Annotated in this window: 19 protein-coding genes; 16 read left to right on the plus strand and 3 right to left on the minus strand. The window is 55.1% G+C overall.

Features of this window, described 5'->3' with window-relative positions; all coding sequences use genetic code 11:
* Positions 1-281: 281 nt before the first annotated feature.
* Positions 282-2027 (plus strand): B12-binding domain-containing radical SAM protein, encoded by a 1746-nt coding sequence (locus tag ACZ500_RS24365; RefSeq protein ID WP_464230026.1) that lies wholly within the window; start codon positions 282-284, stop codon positions 2025-2027.
* On the opposite strand, the gene ACZ500_RS24370 is transcribed toward ACZ500_RS24365, so the two are convergent.
* The gene (locus tag ACZ500_RS24370) at positions 2024-2263 is read right to left on the minus strand and encodes a hypothetical protein (RefSeq protein ID WP_464230027.1); all 240 of its coding nucleotides are present in this window, start codon (positions 2261-2263) and stop codon (positions 2024-2026) included. The genes ACZ500_RS24365 and ACZ500_RS24370 overlap by 4 nt on opposite strands.
* Before the next feature lie 121 nt (positions 2264-2384).
* Here ACZ500_RS24370 and ACZ500_RS24375 point away from each other — a divergent pair, with 121 nt between their 5' ends.
* A complete protein-coding gene (locus ACZ500_RS24375; protein WP_464230028.1) occupies positions 2385-3767 on the plus strand; it encodes a sigma-54-dependent transcriptional regulator in 1383 nt (460 codons plus the stop codon).
* 75 nt (positions 3768-3842) lie between these two features.
* Here the strand turns inward: ACZ500_RS24375 and ACZ500_RS24380 are convergent, their stop codons facing one another.
* Complete coding sequence (locus ACZ500_RS24380; RefSeq protein WP_464230029.1) at positions 3843-4268, minus strand: hypothetical protein; 426 nt, start codon at positions 4266-4268, stop codon at positions 3843-3845.
* Between the two features lie 1183 nt (positions 4269-5451).
* Between ACZ500_RS24380 and ACZ500_RS24385 the strand changes: the two genes are divergently transcribed.
* The 3 genes from ACZ500_RS24385 (at position 5452) to ACZ500_RS24395 (ending at position 8123) form a co-directional block, all read left to right on the plus strand.
* Entirely contained in the window at positions 5452-5613 is a 162-nt protein-coding gene (locus ACZ500_RS24385) for a hypothetical protein (RefSeq protein ID WP_464230030.1), read from the plus strand.
* A gap of 416 nt (positions 5614-6029) precedes the next feature.
* The gene (folE2, locus tag ACZ500_RS24390; protein WP_464230031.1) at positions 6030-6812 is read left to right on the plus strand and encodes a GTP cyclohydrolase FolE2; all 783 of its coding nucleotides are present in this window, start codon (positions 6030-6032) and stop codon (positions 6810-6812) included.
* Positions 6813-6827: 15 nt separating this feature from the next.
* Positions 6828-8123: an IMP cyclohydrolase gene (locus ACZ500_RS24395; protein ID WP_464230032.1), complete on the plus strand. Its 1296-nt coding sequence runs from the start codon at positions 6828-6830 to the stop codon at positions 8121-8123.
* An 81-nt stretch (positions 8124-8204) separates the two neighbouring features.
* Here the strand turns inward: ACZ500_RS24395 and ACZ500_RS24400 are convergent, their stop codons facing one another.
* The gene (locus ACZ500_RS24400) at positions 8205-8531 is read right to left on the minus strand and encodes an SCP2 sterol-binding domain-containing protein (protein ID WP_464230033.1); all 327 of its coding nucleotides are present in this window, start codon (positions 8529-8531) and stop codon (positions 8205-8207) included.
* Between the two features lie 394 nt (positions 8532-8925).
* Here ACZ500_RS24400 and ACZ500_RS24405 point away from each other — a divergent pair, with 394 nt between their 5' ends.
* From ACZ500_RS24405 to polA, 11 genes are all read left to right on the plus strand, one after another.
* Positions 8926-9351 carry a F0F1 ATP synthase subunit B family protein gene (locus ACZ500_RS24405; RefSeq protein WP_464230034.1) on the plus strand — a complete coding sequence of 142 codons (426 nt, stop codon included), beginning with the start codon at positions 8926-8928 and terminating at the stop codon, positions 9349-9351.
* A gap of 2 nt (positions 9352-9353) precedes the next feature.
* Entirely contained in the window at positions 9354-9968 is a 615-nt protein-coding gene (locus tag ACZ500_RS24410; RefSeq protein WP_464230035.1) for a F0F1 ATP synthase subunit B family protein, read from the plus strand.
* A complete protein-coding gene (gene atpH, locus ACZ500_RS24415; RefSeq protein ID WP_464230036.1) occupies positions 9965-10516 on the plus strand; it encodes an ATP synthase F1 subunit delta in 552 nt (183 codons plus the stop codon). The genes ACZ500_RS24410 and atpH overlap by 4 nt, the downstream gene beginning before the upstream one ends.
* Positions 10516-12030: a F0F1 ATP synthase subunit alpha gene (gene atpA, locus ACZ500_RS24420; RefSeq protein ID WP_464230037.1), complete on the plus strand. Its 1515-nt coding sequence runs from the start codon at positions 10516-10518 to the stop codon at positions 12028-12030. Before atpH ends, atpA begins: the two co-directional genes overlap by 1 nt.
* Before the next feature lie 32 nt (positions 12031-12062).
* On the plus strand, positions 12063-12944 hold the full coding sequence (gene atpG / locus ACZ500_RS24425; RefSeq protein ID WP_464230038.1) for an ATP synthase F1 subunit gamma: 882 nt from the start codon (positions 12063-12065) through the stop codon (positions 12942-12944).
* 34 nt (positions 12945-12978) lie between these two features.
* The gene (atpD, locus tag ACZ500_RS24430; RefSeq protein WP_464230039.1) at positions 12979-14394 is read left to right on the plus strand and encodes a F0F1 ATP synthase subunit beta; all 1416 of its coding nucleotides are present in this window, start codon (positions 12979-12981) and stop codon (positions 14392-14394) included.
* Between the two features lie 13 nt (positions 14395-14407).
* The gene (locus ACZ500_RS24435; RefSeq protein WP_464230040.1) at positions 14408-14824 is read left to right on the plus strand and encodes a F0F1 ATP synthase subunit epsilon; all 417 of its coding nucleotides are present in this window, start codon (positions 14408-14410) and stop codon (positions 14822-14824) included.
* 322 nt (positions 14825-15146) lie between these two features.
* The gene (locus tag ACZ500_RS24440; protein WP_464230041.1) at positions 15147-15512 is read left to right on the plus strand and encodes a cell division protein ZapB; all 366 of its coding nucleotides are present in this window, start codon (positions 15147-15149) and stop codon (positions 15510-15512) included.
* A 19-nt stretch (positions 15513-15531) separates the two neighbouring features.
* Positions 15532-15843: a cell division protein ZapA gene (locus ACZ500_RS24445; RefSeq protein ID WP_464230042.1), complete on the plus strand. Its 312-nt coding sequence runs from the start codon at positions 15532-15534 to the stop codon at positions 15841-15843.
* Between the two features lie 465 nt (positions 15844-16308).
* Complete coding sequence (gene rny / locus ACZ500_RS24450) at positions 16309-17871, plus strand: ribonuclease Y (protein WP_464230043.1); 1563 nt, start codon at positions 16309-16311, stop codon at positions 17869-17871.
* A 535-nt stretch (positions 17872-18406) separates the two neighbouring features.
* The gene (gene polA / locus ACZ500_RS24455) at positions 18407-21094 is read left to right on the plus strand and encodes a DNA polymerase I (protein ID WP_464230044.1); all 2688 of its coding nucleotides are present in this window, start codon (positions 18407-18409) and stop codon (positions 21092-21094) included.
* Positions 21095-21099 lie beyond the last annotated feature (5 nt).

Here is a 21099-nt window from a genome sequence, read left to right on the forward strand (position 1 = left end):
CCTGATAACGGATTTGGGGAACTCGGTTGCTACTTAGCCATTATCAGGTCCGGGGACTTGAGTCGTACGACCAAAAGGAGAAGCAACAAGGATATCAGCATCCCTGTTGCGCTGATAATGGCGATAATGTTAAAGTTCAAATAGCTCATACGGATTGTCTTTCCACCGAAAAATTATTGAAATAGTTTAAACAGGCCCTGACGGCTTGTCAAGCTTTTTTTATGAAAATTTTCCTTCACTCCCGACTGGGTGGATGATCCTGGATCGGGCCGCGTGCTGAGATGATGAAAAACGTTCTGTTGATCTATCCCCACTGCCTCGAAGAGCGCCTCCACGATGAAGACGCGTCGGTGCCGCCGATTGGGCTGTTCTACCTTGGGGCTGTCCTCGAGGCGGAAGGCCGGAGGGTCGATATCCTGAACACCCACCCGGTCAGGAATCACCCGGAGATTATCGAAAAGATGGTTGCGGAGCGGGACCCCGATGTCATCGGTTTCTGCATCCTGCATGCCAACCGATGGCCCGGACTCGAAATGGCGCGTCTGGCGAAGAGGATCCATCCCGGGGTTCCGGTGGTGTTCGGGGGAATCGGGGCCACCTTTTTATGGGAGCATTTCCTGCGCCATTTCCATGAGATCGACTATGCTGTCGTGGGCGAAGGGGAACTGGCGTTCCCGGAGCTCCTCCGGTGTCTCGAAAGGGGTGACAAGCAGGCCGTCGGCAGGATCCCTGGAGTCGCCTTTCGGGAGGGGGAGCGGATTGTCTTCAACGGCGCAGGGCTTCCTGTCGAGCAGCTCGACCGGCTGCCGGATCCGGCACGCTATTTCGATTTCCAACATCTGACATCGAGCCGCGGCTGCCCGGGCCGCTGCACCTTTTGCGGTTCGCCGGCCTTCTGGGGCCACAAGGTCAGGTTCCATTCGCCTGCCTATTTTGTCGACCAGATCGAACGGCTGTACCGTCGAGGTCAGCGGTTTTTTTATGTCTCGGACGATACGTTCACCCTTCGACCGGAGCGGGTCATCGAGATCTGCAAGGGCATCCTTGAAAGGGGACTGGACATATCCTGGGCGGCGATCTGCCGGGTCAAGGACATCCATGAGAAACTTCTCTACTGGATGCGCAAGGCGGGCTGTGTTCAGATCAGCTACGGGGTCGAGAGCGGTTCGCCGGCAATCAGGGAAAAGCTTGGGAAGAAGATCGGCCAGACCGAGATCCGGAAGGCGTTCCGCCTGACCCAGGCCTACGGCATCTTGGCGCGCGCTTACTTTATATATGGATGCCCGGGAGAAAACGCCGACACGATCCAGGCGACGCTCGATCTGATGGACGACATCAAACCGCTCAGCACGATCTTTTATATCCTCGATTTGTTTCCCGGCACGGCTCTGTATGCCGATTATGTCCAGCGTTCGGGGGTTACGGATGATATCTGGCTGGAACGTATGGAAGACATCATGTATTTCGAGACTGTCAAGGATCTCCGTCCCGAAAGGATCCTCGAATACGGCCGGACTTTGCGCACTGGTTTCTACCGCAGGCTGGGCGGCTATATCCGCTCCATCGAACTGGTCGATCTTCCGGATCTCTATCCTCACCATGCGGATTTCCTTTCCCGGCTGGGGATGACGCTCAGTCATGGTGACTACGCAGGGATCGAGGAAATCGCGGACAAGGCCGGACTTGCAGAGTTTCTCTACCGCAGGGCGCTCGATTACCACGCGGACCACCGGGCCTTCCTGGGTCTGGGTGTTCTTCTGCAGAAGCGGGGTGCCCACAGGGAGGCGGCCGGGGTTCTTGAAGAGGGCACCGGCCGATTCCCCGAGAGCGAATCGCTGAATGTCTGCATGGGGATCAGCTTGATGAACCTGGGCCGATACGGGCAGGCGCTGCCCCTGTTCTTGAAATTTCCGGAATCCGTACAGGCGCTCGAGTACGCCGCGCTCTGCTACGGGGCCTTGGGGGAAAGGTCCAGGGAATCCGATGCCCGCAGGCGTGCAGCGGGGTTGCAATCCAGGATTTCTTAATCAAAATATTGAATTATTCGATGTCTTGGGTTAGCATCCATCCGGAAATGATCTCCCGGTACAACCCAGCTTTCAATCCGAACAAGAAGATTTTTCGTCCATAACAAGGAAATCAGCCGTTTGTGCGGAGGCGACCGGTAAGGCGCTGCACCATCAAACGCACAGGTTGGCGCTGAGATTGGCGAAAAAGGCCATTTCCGGGCGGGGTTGTAACCCTCGTCGAGCAGGATCATCATTTTCGGACGGAAACGAGCTGACCGGTAAGGTCCCCGCGCGGCCAGGCTCACAGCGAGAGGCCAAAGACGTCCGGTGTTCTTCTTTCAGGCCGGAAGACCATTTCGCCTCTGAGAGGATGACGTGTCTGAAAGGCTCCAGATACTGACGATCGATACCGAAAGGCGGAATCGACGGGAATATATCCAGGCCCTCGATCCTCCGCACCGGGTGGTCTTCTGTTCGAGCGGCGAAGATGTCTTATCCGTTCTCAAACAGACGGAGTTTGATATTATCATTTTCGGGCTCCATGGGGGGGATGACGAGGGTTTCGGGATCCTCGGCAATGTCGCCGATTGGTCTTCGCATACCCCTGTTCTGGCTGCCGGTGGATCAGAGGAGCCGAGCCTGATCGTCAGGGCGATCAAGGGAGGCGCTTTTGATTTTGTTTCCCGGCCCTTCTCGAAAGAAAAACTCTTTGTTGCCATAGAACGGGCCGTTGAGAACCGGAATCTACGCAACGAAATAGATTACCTCCGAAGATCACAGGACGTGATCTATGACTTCGACCAGATTATTGCGTTCAGCCCGGTGATGAAAAAGCTGATCGAGACGCTCAAAAAATTTTCGCGGACGGATTCGACGATCCTGGTGACGGGGGAAACGGGGACAGGCAAGAGTTTTCTTTCTGGAGCGGTTCACTTCAACAGCATGAGGCGCGGTAAACCTTTCATCAAGATCAACTGCGCCAATATCCCCGATACGCTTCTCGAAAGCGAGTTGTTTGGCCATGAAAAGGGGGCCTTCACCGGTGCTTCGAAGACACGTATCGGGCGCCTCGAACAGGGAAAAGGAGGAACGGTTTTCCTGGACGAGATCGGCGAGATGGCTCTGGCGCTGCAGGCGAAGCTCCTGCGGTTTCTAGAAGAGAAAGCGTTTGAGCGCTTGGGCGGCAATCGCACGATTCAATCCGATGTCCGCCTCATCGCCGCGACCAACCGGAATCCCGAAGAGCAGGTGCAGGAAGGGAAGTGCAGGGAGGATCTGTACTATCGGCTGAATGTCCTGAGGGTGCATCTTCCTCCCTTGAGGGATAGAAAGGAATGTATCCCCAGTTTGGCCTGCCATCTGCTGGATCGCAGCTGCCGGCAGATAGGTAAATATATTAAAGGGTTTACCCCGCAGGTCTTGGACTGGTTCACCGACTACCGCTGGCCGGGCAATATCCGCCAACTCGCAAACACCATCGAACGAGCTGTCATACTGGAGGATTCCGACATCATCCGTACCGACAGCATCCATCTTCCCGACTCCCCGATCGTATCGCAGCAGAATGCCTCGCGTGAGGTTCAGACGGCCGTGCGCTCCCTCGACAGCCACGAGAGGCAGATGATATTGAACGCGCTCGATGCTTGCCTGTGGGTTCAGAAGGATGCCGCCGCATTGCTCGGGATCAGTGCACGCGCTCTCAATTACAAGATAAAAAAGTTCAATATCACGCATGCCAGGTGGCGCCGAAACCGCTGAACCGGTGGGACTGAGCAGGCGAAGCTTGTGAAGAAGAAACCCTCATTTCCGGATTGGAAACCGGGTCGTGCTGGATCAAGCATTTCCGGGTGGATAAATATGAGCCGATCCGCACCCTTCAGGGGGTTTCAGCGTAAGGTTGATACGGGTTTTCTTCAGATCGACAACCAGGTGCGCTTTGTCTACTGATTCCTGTCGGTTCAGCTCTGTGCGTATGATGCCATAGACGAAGTCGAGGAGGGCCTTTCTGAATTCGGTGATGGCGAGATCGTACATCAGCCATTCCTCGACTGCTCCGCTGATGACCACGGAAACCGTGCCATCTTCCAAACTGTCCGGTTCGATCCTTATCATCTTGATGTCAAGGGCGCCGAAGGGTGTAAGGTAGCGTTTCTCCGTTTCCCCGGGGCTGTCTGTTTTGGTTGAGATGAGTATCACAGGAACGTTCAGATCCACTTTGTCCATAGTGTTCCTCTCGTGTTTCCCGATCGCTGCCGGCATGGGTTCAGCCGCGGATGATCATTGCCTGGTTCAGGATGCACCTTCGATGAAGTGAGCCCGTCCTTCCCAAGCATTGTGGCTCCGGACGCTTTCGGGGAGAATCAGGATCTACGCTCTGTGTGCAGGAAATGAGGGCATTGGGCGGAGTTCCCCCTCAGGCGCGCCGGCGAGCGAAAGTGCTGAGGGGCAGAAACCGAGCGGTTATGCCGTTTCATGACCGACCCCATGCTATTCCGATGTTTTTAATGCATACTTGATGCCATGATTACCCGGGCTTCTGGATGACTGACGGGATCAGGGAGGGTTGAGGGGTGCAAGGAATAGCCTTCCGGTTTCCAATCCAAGCATGACCTTTTTGGCGGATCTTGGCGTGTATTTGCACGTTTGCGTGTGATATGCCTTGCGGACCCCCTTCGCGCAGCCTTGATGATTGCATGAGATCCGGGATCCGTCCCGAAGCGGGTGAAGAAACCGGGACCCGCCCCGAAGGGGCGGGACTGAGCCGCGAAGCGGGTGAAGAAAATGGGTGATGTCCGGCTTCAAGACCGGGTTGTGCTGGACAGTCATTTCCGGGTGAGGATTTCCTATGCTTATAGGTTTTTCGCAGGGGCACGGCTGTATCGCGGCTACTCCGCCACACGATCGCTTTTCCACCAGAAGGTGCCGAGATTCGTGTTCCCCTGATTTTCGGGCGCTTTTGGTTACTAGAACGTAATTCGTATGTCCATGTGGTATGTTTTCGTCTGAATGGGGGAGCGGCTTTGTGGACTCACGATGGTCCTCATCGGCGGCAAGGTCGTCCGCGGAATGACGGGTCCCTTCAAACAAGGGGATGACAGGACAGCGGAATTCTGGCATATTGCTGCCACGCCGAGCCGGGCCCGGGCGCTCGAAACGATCGTAGGCGTCCGTCCCGGATTTTCATCGATCCGCGCTGCAGTGATCTCCGGAACGGTTTGCTGCCCGGATGGGTGGAAAAGGCTGTTTAGATCCATCCGGAAATGATTTCCCGGTACAACCCAGTTTCCAATCCGGAAATAAGGTGTTCAGGCAATTATCCCGCGGACAAGACACCTGCAGGGTCGGCAAACCTGAAATCACGGCCGATCGTGTGGGATTCTATGTGGGAGATGTGGTTAACCCATTTGGATGAGAAGAACCGTATCAGGAGGTTGATAAACCCATGGCTGAAAAAAAAGAGCCCGATCCTCAGAAACTGGAAGTACTCAGGCAATTGCCGGCTGAGATTCTTCGCCAACTGACGCGTGAAGAGGTGGATGCTTTTCTGGGCGACGATCCCTGGCCGGATTCGCTTCAAGTGAAGTTGAAGGACTATCTGACCTGAAGCGGATCGGTGGTTCCGGAGGGTTTGAGGATGGACACCTGCAACAGCGCGGCGGCCGCTGCCCAAACGTTGAGGGTTTCAGGTCTGGAGCCTGGAGGACGAAAACGCCCGTAAAGGGCCAGCGGCACAGATCTTAAAATAAACGAGGAAAGGGCCAAGATTCTAGAGGATGGAGCCGTGAAGCGGCTTTGGATGTGCTGGGTGTCTTTTTGCTCCCCGGTGTTAAACGGAAGGACTGGATTCCGAGGTCTACAGACCGGAACGGATGATATCAGGCCTCCGTTCGGTCTGTGGGGTGTCCCGGATTCAGAGCCGATATTGCTTGGTGGCGCGTCCGCCTCGTTTTATAGATGGGCGGAAGGTCGCGTCTGGTGTGAAGAGCCTCCTTGCGGCTTCGATCGGTGCGGGTGAGATCAATGCAGGATATTCAGAGTCATATGGATTACAGGAACATCGATATCGATCAGGTCGGTGTGAAAGGGATTCGTTACCCCATCACGGTGCTCGACAAGGATATGGGGAGCCAGCAGACCGTGGCGAAGATCAATATGTACGTCGACCTTCCGCGCTATTACAAGGGCACCCACATGAGCCGGTTCGTCGAGATACTGAACGAACATAGCCGCAGGATATCGCTTCAGAATTTCTCGCAGATCCTCCAGGAGATGAAGGACCGTCTGAACGCCGAGAACGCCCACATGGAGATCACGTTTCCGTATTTTGTGAAGAAAGCGGCACCCGTCACCGGTTCGGAAGGGTTGATGGAGTACAAATGCACCTTCAAAGGTTCGCTGAGACGCCGATCGGACCTCGTGATCATGCTCCGTGTGCCGATCTGCACGCTTTGCCCTTGTTCCAAGGAGATCAGCGACTACGGCGCGCATAACCAGCGGGGCGAGGTGCGGCTTCAGGTGCGTTTCAAAAAATTCGTTTGGATCGAGGATTTGATCGGGTTGGTCGAGGAATCGGCCTCCTGTGACGTCTATTCGGTTTTGAAGAGGGAGGACGAAAAATACGTGACGGAGAGGGCTTACAACCACCCGATGTTTGTCGAGGACATCGTGAGGGAGATCGCCGTCAAACTGAACCAAGATAACAACATTACCTGGTTTGCGGTGGAGTCGGAGAATTTCGAATCCATCCATAACCACAATGCCTATGCATATGTCGAAAAGCGCAAGAACGAGCAGAGCGCCTGATGGGAGGAAAGACGGATGGGCCAGGATTTGAAGCAGATGTACCGGACTGTTATGGAGGACCATTTTCCTGATGATTTGGCGATTTCATTCGGGGGGCAGACGCTCGTTTACCGAAAGAGGACGTGGCGTATTCCTGATGAAAAGACCGGGGGATTGATCGAGAAGGGATTGCGCTACGGGGAGAACCCGGGGCAGGAGGCTGCACTGTATGAACTGATGGGTGGGAACCTGACCCTCGGGGGATGCGAATTTATACGCCCCGGCTTGGGGCTTGTCTCCGCCGTTTCCGAACAGGACATGCTCCAGAGCGGGAAACATCCTGGAAAGATCAATCTGACTGACCTGGACAATGCTCTCAATATCTTGAAATATTTGAAATCCCGCCCGGCTGCGGTGATCGTGAAACACAACAATCCTTGCGGAGTCGCCTACGGAGAGAGCTGCGCCGAAGCCTATCTCCGTGCTGATACGGCCGATCGGATCGCGGCCTTCGGTGGGTGTGCCGTTTTCAATCGTCCGGTCGACCGGGCGGCAGCCGACGAGATTGCCGGGAATTATCTCGAGGTGGTCGGGGCCCCCGATTTTGAGGAAGGGGCGCTCGATATCCTGAAAAAACGGGCGAATCTGCGCGTGATTCGCGTCCCGGGCATGGACCGGCTGGAGGCCTACGCTGCACTGCGGTTCGTCGATTTCAAAAGTCTCATGGACGGCGGGCTGATCGTGCAGCAGTCACCTCTGAATGCAATCCGGTCCGCTGCAGATCTTAAACCGGCCGGTGCGATCCACGAGGGGCGCACCTACCGTATCGAGCGGGCGCCCTCCGCGAAGGAGATCGAAGATCTTCTTTTCGGCTGGCAGGTCGAGCAGGGGGTGACCTCCAATTCGGTCCTGTACGTCAAGGATGGTGTGACCGTCGGGATCGGGACGGGCGAACAGGATCGGGTGGGTGTTGCGGAGATCGCGGTCTTCAAGGCCTATACAAAGTATGCCGATGCCTTGTGCTTTCGGAGGCACGGACTATCCTACAAAGATCTGGAGCTTCACGTCGGAAGGGGTGAAAAAAATAAAGATCTGCTGGAGGAAATCGAGGCCGAAACAGCGGACGCCAAAGGCGGTTTGATCGGTGCTGCCATGGTTTCGGATGCCTTTTTCCCATTCCGTGACGGTGTCGAGGTGGGGATCCGGGAGGGAATCAGCGCCGTGATTCAGCCTGGCGGGTCGCTCCGGGATTTCGAGGTGATCGAGGCATGCAACCAGGCCCGTCCGCAGGTGACTATGGTTTTTACCGGGCAAAGGGCTTTCAGGCATTGATGCCGCTTTGGGCCGTCGAGGCGGTGCCGCCGCTTGCATCACAGGGCCCACCGCCTCGAGGTGCCTCGATGAGTCGCCCGGTTATAGAGGGAAAAGCTCGTAGATCCTCTGAGCCAGCATGATATTCCCCTTGACGCGCAGCTTCCCGGTCATGAAGGCATGCATTCCGTTGAGTTCCCGATTGACCATCGCTACCCAGGTTCGATCCGACATGGTAAGTACCACTGAGGGTTCGATCGGAATGTTTTCTTCGATAGTGCAGGCGTTGTCCTTGATGACGGCGGACCAACTGCCTCCGTCGCTGCCCGTGATGTCGAACTGGATCGTCGCATCCAGACCCTTCGCGGCGTCTGGATCGAACGCCTCGGGCATCTTCGCGAAGATTTCTCTGACACGTTTGAAAGCCATGCCTCGCTCCTTGCTTTGAGAGGAAAGAATCGTCGATTTGAGCGGCGTCCTTCAGGCGGTGCTTCTTCCGGGACGTAACCCGCTCCGATCTTAGGCATTCTGGTGTATATGGCTGAAAAAGTCAACGCGATCGGATCTCCTTCGGATTTATCTCCCGAGCGGAGAAGGGTTATTTCCCTTGCAAGCCACGAGGCTTTGTGTTATGCAGCCCGGCTGGAGGGCTATTCAGTCTCAGGTGGACCGAAGGCATTCTGATGGCGCTGACCTGGCTTGGGGCGGCCCTAAAAAACGGCGGCTGCAGTCCAAAAAATGTTTTGACAACATGCGCTTTTTTTTGTAAAAGGCCTTACCCCCTGTATTAACTTAATTAAAATGAAGGAAGGGTGAGTTACTTATGCTTTCGGCAAATCACACTCTGTTCATTCAAATTGCGAATTTCCTGGTCCTTCTCTTTGTGTTGAACCTGCTTCTGTATAAGCCCATCCGGCGTATCATTGCGGAGCGGAGGCAGAAGATGGGGAGCATGGAGCAGGTGGTGGCGCAGCTGAGGGAGCGTTCCCAGAAGAGCGAGGCTGCCATTCAGGACAGCGTGGTCCAGGCCCGCAAGGAAGGTTTTGTCCAGAAGGAGAGACTCAAAGGGGATGCGCACAAGGAGGAGGTCGGCATCCTTCAGGAGGCCTCCGGTGCCGTTGCGCAGCGTATGACAGAGGCCAAGGCTGAGCTGGATGCGAAAATGGAGGCTGTACGAAGGGAACTGGAAGCTCAAGTGGCTGCTTTTTCGAAGGATTTAGCCGAGAAAGTTTTGGGGAGGGCTCTCTGATTATGAGGAAAGGTGGAAGCGGTAAAGGTCTGCGGTGGCTGTCAGCCGGGCTGATGACCATCCTGTTGTGTGCAGCGGCTGTGGCTGTCTATGCCTCGGCCGGTGGGGGCGACCACGGCGCAGGCCACGACAGCGGCAGGCTGATGGATCTGCTGTATCGCTGCATCAATTTCGCTCTGCTCGTCATTATCCTGGTTGTGGTGATCAAGAAGACTTCTCTGAAGGACTATTTTGCGCAGCGGAGAGAGGATATCAAGCGGCGCATGGAGGAGCTGCAGAAGGAAAAGGCGGCCGCTGAGGTGCGATACCAGGAACTCGAGCAGAAATTCAAAGACTTCGAGGTCAAGAAGAAGGAGATTGTCGAGCAGTTCAAGGCTGAGGGTCTTGTGGAGAAAGACAAGATCATCGCCCAGGCGAAAGACAGGGCCAAACAGATCATGTCTCAGGCCGAGTCGACGATCCAGCGCGAGATCCTGGGTGCCAAAGACCGTTTGCGCGAGGAGATTGTCAACGTGGCGGCCCGCAAGGCCCAGGATCTGATCGTCAGACAGATCAAGGCAAGCGATCAGGAACATTTGGTTGATGAATTCATAGAAAGGGTGGGGAAGCTACATTGAGCGGCTCAAAGATTTCCAGACGATATTCAAAGGCGCTGCTGAGTTTGGGGCAGCAAGACGGCCAGTATGAAGCTTACGGGAAGGGGCTGCAGGCGTTCGTGGAATATTGCAAAGCCAACCCGGAATTTTACGCTGTGATTTCAAACAAGATTTTCTCTGTGGAGGACCGAAAAAAGGTCCTCGATTTTGTCTTGGGAAAGAGCGAATTTCCTTTAATGGTCAACAACTTCCTGAAACTCCTGCTCGAAAAGAACCGGATCGGCGCCATCCCGGATATCACGGAGCACTACGCAACACTCACCGATGCGCTTTCGAATGTCACCCGAGCGGATATCCTGACGGCCAAGCCTCTCAAGACTCAGGCCTTGGAGAAGCTTAAGAAGACCTTGTCCGATTTGACTTCCAAGGAAGTCAGGTTCGAGGTGAAGGTGGATGAGTCCCTGATCGGGGGGCTGGTCGTGAAAATAGGGGATTTGGTATTGGATGGTAGTGTGAAAGCCCAACTGGAAGGGTTAAAAGAATCATTGAAAAGGGGTGAATATAACTAATGGAGATCAGAGCAGAAGAGATAAGCCAGGTAATCCGCGATCAGATCAAGGATTATGAGAAAAAGGTGGAAGTGAGCGAGACAGGCACGGTTCTGTCCGTTGGTGACGGGATTGCGCGTGTCTATGGCGTGGAAAATGCCATGGCCATGGAGATGCTCGAATTTCCAGGTGGGATCTACGGTCTGTGCCTCAATCTCGAGGAGGACAACGTGGGAGTCGCCATTATGGGCGACGACAGCGGGATCAAGGAAGGGGACACCGTAAAACGGACCGGCCGTATTGCCGAAATCCCGGTTGGCGAGGCCGTTCTCGGTCGCGTCATCGATGCTGTGGGCCAACCGCTCGATGGCAAGGGTCCGATCGAGGCGACGGAATTCCGGCGGATCGAAATGGTCGCGCCGGGCGTCATCGCCCGTCAGCCCGTGGGAGAGCCGATGTATACCGGCATCAAGGCGATTGACGCCATGACGCCGATCGGGCGCGGGCAGCGTGAGTTGATCATCGGCGACCGCCAGATCGGAAAGACCGCCATTTGCGTGGATGCCATCATCAACCAGAAGCGGACCGACATCTTCTGCATCTACGTGGCGATCGGCCAGAAAAAGTCGACCGTTGCACAGGTGGTGGACGTGCTCGAGCGGCACGGCGCCATGGAATATACGACGGTCGTCGCGGCCTGTGCCAGCGACCCCGCTACCCAGCAGTTCATCGCTCCCTATTCGGGCTGCGCTATAGGGGAGTATTATCGGGACAGCGCCAAGCATGCGCTGATCGTTTATGACGATCTGTCGAAGCAGGCAACGGCCTACCGTCAGGTCTCCCTCCTCCTCAGACGTCCTCCGGGACGTGAAGCCTTCCCGGGTGACATCTTTTACAACCACTCCCGGTTGTTGGAACGTGCAGCCAAGCTGAACGACGAACTCGGGGCTGGATCGCTGACCGCCTTGCCGATCATCGAGACTCAGGCCGGTGACGTGTCGGCCTATATTCCGACGAACGTTATTTCGATTACCGACGGACAGGTTTACCTCGAACCGAATCTGTTCTTCTCCGGTGTCAGGCCTGCGATCAACGTCGGACTCTCGGTTTCCCGCGTCGGTGGCGCAGCCCAGACAAAGGCCATGAAAAAGGTGGCTGGAACGCTGCGTCTCGACATGGCCCAATATCGGGAGCTGGAGGCCTTCGCCCAGTTCGGAAGCGATCTGGATAAGGCGACCCAGCGGCAGCTCAATCGAGGGCAGCGCCTTGTGGAAGTCCTCAAGCAGCCCCAGTACCAGCCGATACCCGCCGAAAAGGAGATTGCCATCCTCTTCGCCGGGGCCAATGGCTACCTGGATGAATGGCCTGCTTCTTCGGTTGCCGATTATGAGAAGCAGATGCTTGAATTCATCGACAGCAAGCATGCCGGCCTGCTGCAGGAACTGCGGGATAAGAACGACATCAGCGCGGACTTGGCGGAAAAGCTGAAGAAGGCGCTCGATGAGTTCAAGGGGATTTTTCAACCCGCCGTTTAACCCTTAACGACCGGAAAGAAAGAGACGGATAGATGGCAACCTTAAGGGATATCCTCCGGAAGATCGGGGCTGTCAAAAAGACACGGCAGATTACGCGTGCCATGAACATGGTGGCGGCCGCCAGGCTCCGGGGTGCACAGATGAAGATGGAGAGCTTTGAGCCTTACGCACGCAAGTTTTCCGAAGTCCTTGGGAATCTGGCGACCCGCATCGAGCCCGATGTCCATCCGCTGCTTGTGAAAAAGGAAGATGTGCGTCGGGTCGAGTTGCTGCATTTCAGTGCGGATAGAGGGTTGTGCGGTAGTTTCAACATGAACGGTATCAACCGGGGGGAAAAGTGGATTCGTGAACACAAGGAGAAGGGGCTCGATGTGAGCCTGAACCTTGTCGGAAAGAAGGGCAGGGATTTTTTCATGAGGCGCGGATACCCGGTCACCGCTGCGCAGACCCACATATACGGCAGTGTCGATATCTCGTTCGTCAATAAGATGAGCGCCGGATTTATCGAGCGATTTTTGAACGACGAGATCGATGAAGTGTACATGATGTACAGCCGTTTTGTCAGCATGGCGCGGCAGGAGCCGACCGTAGTCAAGCTTATTCCCATCGAGCCGCCCCGGCAGAGTGAAGAAGAGGCGGGAAAGGCGCAGGCGGAGTATGTCTGTGAGCCTGACCCCGAAGATCTGTTGATCGAACTTTTACCGAAGAATATCAGCGTACAGATATTCAATGCGTTTTTGCAGAACGAAACCAGTGAGCATGCTGCCCGTATGGCCGCAATGGACAATGCTTCGAAAAACTGCAAGGAATTGATCGAAACTCTGACCTTGGTTTACAACAAGGCCAGGCAGGCCGCCATTACGGCTGAGTTGATGGATATCGTGGGTGGTGCCGAAGCCTTGAAGAAGGCTTAATGGTTTCATATTTTAAGGAGGTCTTTAGTCAACCATGAACGAGGGCAAAGTTATACAAGTCATAGGTCCGGTTGTCGATGTTGAATTCGTAGAAGGCGAACTTCCCTTCATTTTGACGGCGCTGCTCATCACCAACCCTGCCATAGACGACACCGAGGATAATCTTGTTGTGGAGGTGGCGCAGCATCTTGGTGACAACGTCGTCCGCTGCATCGCGATGGACGTCACCGACGGTCTGGTGAGAGGGATGAAGGCCAAGAATACGGGCGCGCCGATCCGCATGCCTGTCGGGGATGCATGCCTTGGGCGTGTCCTCAACGTGGTTGGCCGGCCTGTGGACGGCTTGGGTCCTGTCCATGCAGAAGTTTATTACCCCATCCACCGTCCCGCTCCAAGTTTTGAGGACCAGGATACATCGGTGAACGTGCTGGAGACCGGAGTGAAGGTCATCGATCTGCTGGTTCCTTTCCCGCGCGGCGGTAAAATGGGCATGTTCGGCGGCGCCGGGGTAGGCAAGACCGTTGTTATGATGGAGATGATTCATAATATCGCCATGCAGCATGGCGGTATCAGCGTGTTTGCCGGTGTCGGGGAGCGCACCCGTGAGGGGAATGACCTGTACCGTGAGATGAAGGAATCGGGCGTTATCGAAAAGGCCGCGCTTATCTACGGTCAGATGACGGAGCCCCCGGGTGCCCGGGCACGTGTGGCCTTGTCCGCGCTGACCGCGGCGGAATACTATCGGGATGAAAAGGGCCAGGACGTGTTGCTGTTCATCGACAATATCTTCCGTTTCACGCAGGCTGGCTCGGAGGTTTCCGCTTTGCTGGGCCGCATCCCGTCCGCTGTCGGTTACCAGCCGACGCTGGGTACGGACCTTGGTGCCTTGCAGGAGAGGATCACCTCGACGAAGAAGGGATCCATTACGTCCGTGCAGTGTGTCTACGTCCCTGCCGACGACTTGACGGACCCTGCGCCTGCAACCACGTTTGCCCACTTGGACGGTACAGTGGTTCTCTCACGTCCGATTGCGGAACTCGGCATCTACCCCGCAGTGGATCCTTTGGATTCCAGTTCGCGTATCCTCGATCCAAACGTGTTGGGTGAGGAGCATTACTACGTTGCGCGTCAGGTGCAGCAGACCCTGCAGAAATACAAGGATCTGCAGGATATCATTGCCATTCTCGGAATGGATGAGCTTTCCGATGAGGATAAACTGACCGTTGCGCGCGCCCGCAGAATGCAGCGGTTTCTGTCGCAGCCTTTTCACGTGGCTGAGACCTTTACTGGGACGCCGGGCAAGTATGTTGCGGTAAAGGACACGATCCGAGGCTTCAAAGAAATCATCGAGGGGAAGCATGACGATCTTCCCGAGGCCGCTTTCTACATGGTTGGTGGGATCGATGAGGCGATCGAGAAGGCGGAAAAAATGGCTGCCGCCGGCAAATAGGGGTGATTAGCTCATGGGAAATTTATTTTTGGAGGTGGTAACGCCTGAAAAGGTGCAGGTGAGCCAGGCGGTTGACATGGTGGTCGCTCCTGGCTCTCTCGGCGAGTTCGGCGTTCTGGAGGGGCATGTCCCCTTTCTGACCGGCCTCATTCCTGGATCCCTCAGGTACACTGCGGGAGGAAAGCCCCATCTGTTGGCCATTTCTACGGGTTTTGTCGAGGTGTCCGAGAATAAGGTTACGGTTCTTGTGGATTCGGCGGAGCGCGCCGAGGAGATCGATCTCGAGAGGGCTCGGCTCGCTATGGAGAGGGCCAAAGAGCGGCTTGCGAAGGAAAGAGGGGTTAAGGATATCGATTTTTTGAGGGCTGAGCTCTCTCTCAAGAGGGCGATCGCCCGGATCAAGGTAGGGGAGGCCGCCAGGGGAAAGTAATCTGCGATCTTATTGTGCAGTTAGAGAAAAAGGCAAGCTGCGCAGCTTGCCTTTTTCATTGACGTTTTGTCTGCTTGTGGATAATATTATAAATTACTTCAATGAAATAGGCTAACGCCGCGCTGTTCGGGGGTAGCCTGTGGTAGAGCGTGTGGCTCCGCCGGTTGCCGAAGGGTAGAATGGCGGGCGAGGTGTGTGCAGTCGGATAGGTGCATCAAGCAGGGACCCATTTCCTGTCCGGGGATGGGGGTTATTGTCGCAGGCTTCGCCCGCTGAGTCGCAGTCCTTCGGGGCGGATCTCGGCTTGCTGCATATCCGGGGAATGAATCGTTTGCAGGGAGGCTACCTGCAGCTCGCCGGAAGGGCAGACCTGCAGAATGGCCGCGAGGTTTGCCGGAAAGACTGTTTCCGGACGGATGCTAATGTGTTTACTGGAAAGGGTGAGCCCGTTATGGATATAGGGATGGAAGTGGATCAATTTGAACTCTTGGAACAGAAAATTGACCGCCTGATTGGGACTATTCAGAGTCTGAAGCGCGAGAACGAATCTCTGAGCGAGAAGTTGCAGATTCAGGAGGAGAAGCTCGCTGATGTGAATGAGCAGCTGGAGAATCTGAGGGCCTCGAGAGACAATGCAAAGGCGCGGATCATTTCCCTTTTGGATAAGATCGAGCAGATAGGGTTGTAGGACCGGCGAGGGGGGGCAATTGGGTAGGCCCATCAAACTGAGCATTTTAGGAAATGATTATCTCATCCGGAGTGATGAGGATGAGCGGCATGTGAAAGAGATCGCCCAGTTTGTAAGGGACAGATTTGAGCAGATCAGCAGTCAATCTGATGGGATTTCCGAAAGAAAGACAGCCATTCTTGCAGCGTTTTATATTGCCAGCGAATATTTTCAGCTTCTTAAACAGCATGACGAAGTGCTGAAGCGATTCCAGGAGCGCGAAGAGATTGTAAAATGGATTCAGGAACGTGCTCGTAAGCTCAATTATCAGATTGATGCTGTTGTTGACTAGGGTCGCGGTTTCTGTGTAACCTGAAAAGGCACAGGATGGGACGATATAATGCATGGGTCTGTCGGGTGCAATGAAGTTGGGGGCTTTGTCACAGGTACGAGATTGCCTAATCTGAATGCCTGAGGCACGGTCTGTTTATAAGTGTATGAGCGAATGGCTTTGTGTGTTTGACAGATGGTTTGGGTTGTCCGAGATGCTGTGCTCTGTTTTGATTAGATTGTGTAACGGCTGCAGGGAACGTGGTTCGGTTAGGGCCTGAGTGCAGCGTTGTGGCGTTCCCTACAGGGACCTCCCCTTTTTTGGCGCAAACCTGTCGGATCTAAAATCCCACCCGCCCCGCACAGTCTCCCTTCGTCACCGAAGATGGAATTCCTTTGGTTCGCTCATGATCGGCATGGTCAGGAAAACGAAAGCCAATGCGGGTATTAGCGTCTGCGTCGCCCCGCTAAGGAGAATAAACTCGGCATGAGTATAGCATATATTGTCATGACAGGCGTGATTGCCCTGGTTCTGGGCGTTTTACTGGGTTATTTGCTTTATAAGAAAGTTGTCCAGAATCGTGTGGATTCGGTTGAGAAATTTTCCGAGAAGATTTTGGCCGAGGCGGAAAGAGAAGCCAGCAATATCAAAAAGGATGCGGCTTTACAGGCCAAGGATATTCTGTATCAGACGAAGATAGAGTTTGAGCGGGAAAGCAAAGAGAAGAAGGAACAGTTACTCATTCAGGAAAAAAGGCTGCTGCACAAAGAGGAGAATCTGGACCGGAAGATTGAACAGATAGAAAAGCGTGAGGCTACGCAGTCCGAGCGCGACAGGGATATCGAAAAGCGCGAAACCGAACTTAAAAGGATGGAGAGCGAGTGTGAAGGGCTGATCGCCGAGCAGCGGGTCCAGTTAGAGAAGTTGGCCGGGATATCGAGCGAAGAGGCCAAGCAGCAGTTGATCAGTTCGATGGAGATGGAGGCTAAGCACGAGGCAGCGAAGATCATGCGCCGGATAGAAAGTGAGGCCAGGGTCGAGGCTGACAGGAAGGCGCAGGAAATCCTTTCCCTCGCCGTAAAGCGGTATGCCGGGGAATATGTGGCCGAGAAGACAGTCTCTGTGGTGAACCTGCCCAATGAAGAGATGAAGGGCCGCATTATCGGGCGAGAGGGGCGCAATATCCGTGCGATCGAAGCCGCGACCGGAATTGATCTGATCATTGACGATACCCCGGAGGCGGTCATCCTTTCCGGGTTCAATCCGGTAAGGCGGGAGGTAGCCAAGATTGCCCTCGAGCGGCTCATAGATGATGGAAGGATCCATCCGGCCCGGATTGAAGAGGTCGTTGCCAAGGTCGATAAAGAGATTGAAGCCGCCATCAAGGATGCCGGAGAACAGGCTGCTTTTGACGTCGGGGTGCATGGGATCCATCATGAACTGATCAAACTCGTCGGGCGTTTGAAGTACCGGTCGAGTTATGCCCAGAACGTGTTGCAGCATTCGCGGGAGGTGGCGTTCCTGTGCGGTATCATGGCGGCCGAGCTCGGAGTCAATGTCAAACAGGCCAAACGGGCCGGGCTTTTGCACGACATCGGCAAGGCAGTCGACCATGAGGTCGAGGGGCCGCATGCGATCATCGGCGCGGATCTGGCCAAGAAATACGGTGAATCGAATCAGGTGGTTCATGCCATCGCCGCGCACCACGAAGAGGTGGCGCCTGAATCCGTTCTCGCGGTTCTGGTTCAAGCTGCGGATACCTTGTCCGGCGCACGGCCTGGGGCCCGGCAAGAGATGCTCGAATCCTATGTAAAGCGGCTCGAGGGGCTGGAAAAGATCGCCATGAGTTTTCAGGGGGTCAACAAGTCCTATGCGATTCAAGCGGGCCGAGAGATCCGCATTATCGTCGAATCAAAGATCGTCGATGACAATCAGGTGTTTATCGTGTGCAAAGATATTGCCAAGAAGATCGAGAAGGAGTTGTCTTACCCTGGGCAGATCAAGGTGACCGTGATTCGCGAGACACGGGCCGTCGAATACGCCAAGTGAAGTTTATGTTCAATCGGGCTGCCCAGTGAGGCGCTGTTGCGGCCGCGGCCGGAAATGATTATTGATCCCGCACCCTTTTCCAACCCTGAATGAGGTTTTTCTCCGATACGTTGCATAATCTGCTGTTTCATCGGCATGCGGCGGGTTCCCTGTTCGCGAAGATTCCGAAAATCGAGGACATGAACTGAAAGCGTGAACGCTGTTTACGTTCCGGTCGATTCGTAATTCGTGTCCATCCAAAAATGCTTATCCAGCACGACCCAGTTTCCAATCCGGAAATGAGGATTTTTCTATACACCCTGGGGGGATGTTCAGGTTCCTTTCTGGACGGACTGAGATCCGGCCTTTTCCGTAAACTTGGAGACTTGGAGTTGCAATCCGGGAACCATATATGGAGCGGGATGGAGTCCGTCCTTCCCGCCTCCGCGTGGCAGAGGGAATGGTAATGGACCGTTTGTGGAGGTTTGATCGGATCGGAATTGGAAGCACTTTTTTGCTTTTGTAATTTATCCCTTTTTTGGAGTATGGTATCAGGATGCCCGATCGTCATGTCACCGTCTATCTCGTTGATGGCAGCTCCTATCTGCACAGGGCGTACCATGCCATAAGGAATTTATCCAACTCAAAGGGATTTCCTACCAATGCCATTTTCGGCTTCACCAAGATGCTGCTCAAGCTGTTGGCTGACAAAGATCCCGAACGGGTGGTTGTTGTCTTCGATGCCAAAGGGCCCAATTTCAGGCATGCCATTTACTCCGCATACAAGGAAAACCGTCCTCCGATGGCGGAGGATCTCGTCGTGCAGGTGCCGGTGCTGAAAGAGGTCGTCAACCTCCTTGCCGTGCCGATGGTTGAGCGCGAAGGGTATGAGGCTGACGATCTGATCGGAACCTACGCCCGTCTTCTGGAAGAGAAGGGGCATGATGTCGTGATTGTCAGCGGGGATAAGGATTTCAGGCAGCTTATCACCCGCCGCGTCAGTCTTTGGGATCCTTCCAAGGATGTTGTCACGGACTATGACGGCCTCAGGCGGACATACGGTTTCGAGCCTGTGCGCTTTGTCGATGTCATGAGTCTTTCCGGCGACAGCACCGACAATATTCCCGGTGTTCCCGGTGTGGGGGAGAAGACTGCCGTCGAATTGATACGATCCTTCGGCTCATTTGAGGGTGTATTTGAAAACCTTAGCGAGATCAAGAAGAACAAGCTGCGTGAGAATCTCGAGAAATACCGGGAGCAGGCCGCTTTGAGCAGGCGGCTGGTCACCATCGAGCGCTTCGCCGATATGGGAGGCGACGCCCCGATGGATTTGCGGGTCGGCGAGCCGGACCGTGAGCGTTTGACGCAGGTGTTCAGGGAACTGGAGTTCCATGAACTCTGGGAGCAGTTCATGCCCCGTCTCACGGAGAAGGATGCGCCCGTGAACCTCTGCCTGACAATGGGCGATTGGCTGTCCTTGAAGGCCTCGGTGTGTCGGGAAGAGTCTCTGGTCATGGTGGTCCTGACGGCGGAGAAGGATCCCGTCCAGGCGCCGATTGCCGGAATCGGGTTTTATACCCCTGAGACGGGGTTTTCCTATGTGCCTTTGGGCCATGAGGATGCCGGGGGTTCGTCTCAGCTTGCCTGGGAAGAGGTCGAGGGCGACCTCACCGAACTGTTCGAAGATGAAAACCTCGGCGTGATGGGTCACGATTTGAAAGTGACCGCAGAGGCATTTGCTTCGAAGGGGCTGAAGCTGCAGCGGTTGGCATTCGATACGATGCTTGCGGCTTACGTGGTCAATCCGGGGCTCAAGCGCTACGATCTGCGGGCCTTGGCGCAGCACTATCTGAATCGGCCGATGACTGCCGAAGAAGAGTTGCTGGGGAAGGGCCCTCACGCTGTGTCTTTTTCTGAAATTTCGGTCGAAAAGGCCTCCCGGTATGCCTGCGAGAAGCTCCAGATCATTCTGGCGCTCAAAGAAGACCTGGAGAAGAGGCTCGCAGAGCATCGGAATGAAGACCTGTTCCATCAAATCGAGATGAAGTTGATTCCCGTTCTGGTTGGTATGGAATTGCACGGGGTCAAGCTGGATCAAGTGGTTTTCCGGAATTTATCCAAGGATTACGCCGAGAGGATGGTGCAGATCGAAAAGGAGATCTTTGCCGAGGCCGGCATGAAGTTCAATATCCAGTCCTCTCAACAGCTTGGGTTCGTTCTTTTCGAGAAGATGCAGCTGCCGGTGCAGCGAAAGACCAACAAGACGAAGCATTATTCCACCGATGTCAATGTACTGAAGAAACTGGCGGGGTGCGCTTCCCGGATTCCCCAGCTGGTGTTGGAATACCGCACCCTTTCCAAACTGAAGTCGACCTATCTGGATGCCCTCTTGAAGATGGTAAACCCGGCTACCGGAAGGATTCATACATCGTTCAACCAGGCGGTGACCGCCACAGGGCGCCTCAGCAGCAGCAACCCGAATCTGCAGAACATCCCAGCCCGCGGGGAGACCGGTCGTGAGATTCGGAGAGGATTCATCGCGGAGGAGGGGTACAGGCTGGTTTCCGCGGATTACAGCCAGGTGGAGCTGCGTGTTTTTGCGCACTATTCGGGCGACCAGGCTTTTCTGGAGGCGTTTCGCCATGGTGAGGACATTCATCGGCGGACGGCCTCCGAACTGATGGGGGTTCGGCCTGAAGCCGTTACCCCGGACATGCGGCGAATAGCCAAGACCATCAATTTCGGCATTATTTACGGCATGGGGCCGCGAAAATTGGGTGAACAGCTTGAAATCGACCTGACGACGGCCAAACATTATATCAGCCGTTACTACGCCCAATATGCAGGAGTTGTGAGATACCGGGAGGCGATGATCTCCAAGGCGCGGCAGGACGGGTTTGTGACGACGCTCTTCAATCGGCGCCGGTATCTTCCGGATATCGATCATAAAAATCCGATGATCCGGGCGGAGGCCGAACGGATGGCTGTGAACACGCCGATTCAGGGGACCGCTGCCGATCTCATCAAGATGGCGATGATCCGCATTCATGAACGCCTGGCACCCGATCGAGCCGCCTGCCGGATGCTGCTCCAGGTCCACGACGAATTGTTGTTCGAGGTGGCCTCGGAAGAGACAGGGCGGTTCATGGGGATGATCCGCCGGGAGATGGAACAGGTTTACCCACTGCAGGTCCCTCTGCTCGTCGATATCCGGGAAGGCGCGAATTGGGACGAAGTGCATTGAGGGGA

This window comes from Desulfatiglans parachlorophenolica (assembly GCF_055394735.1).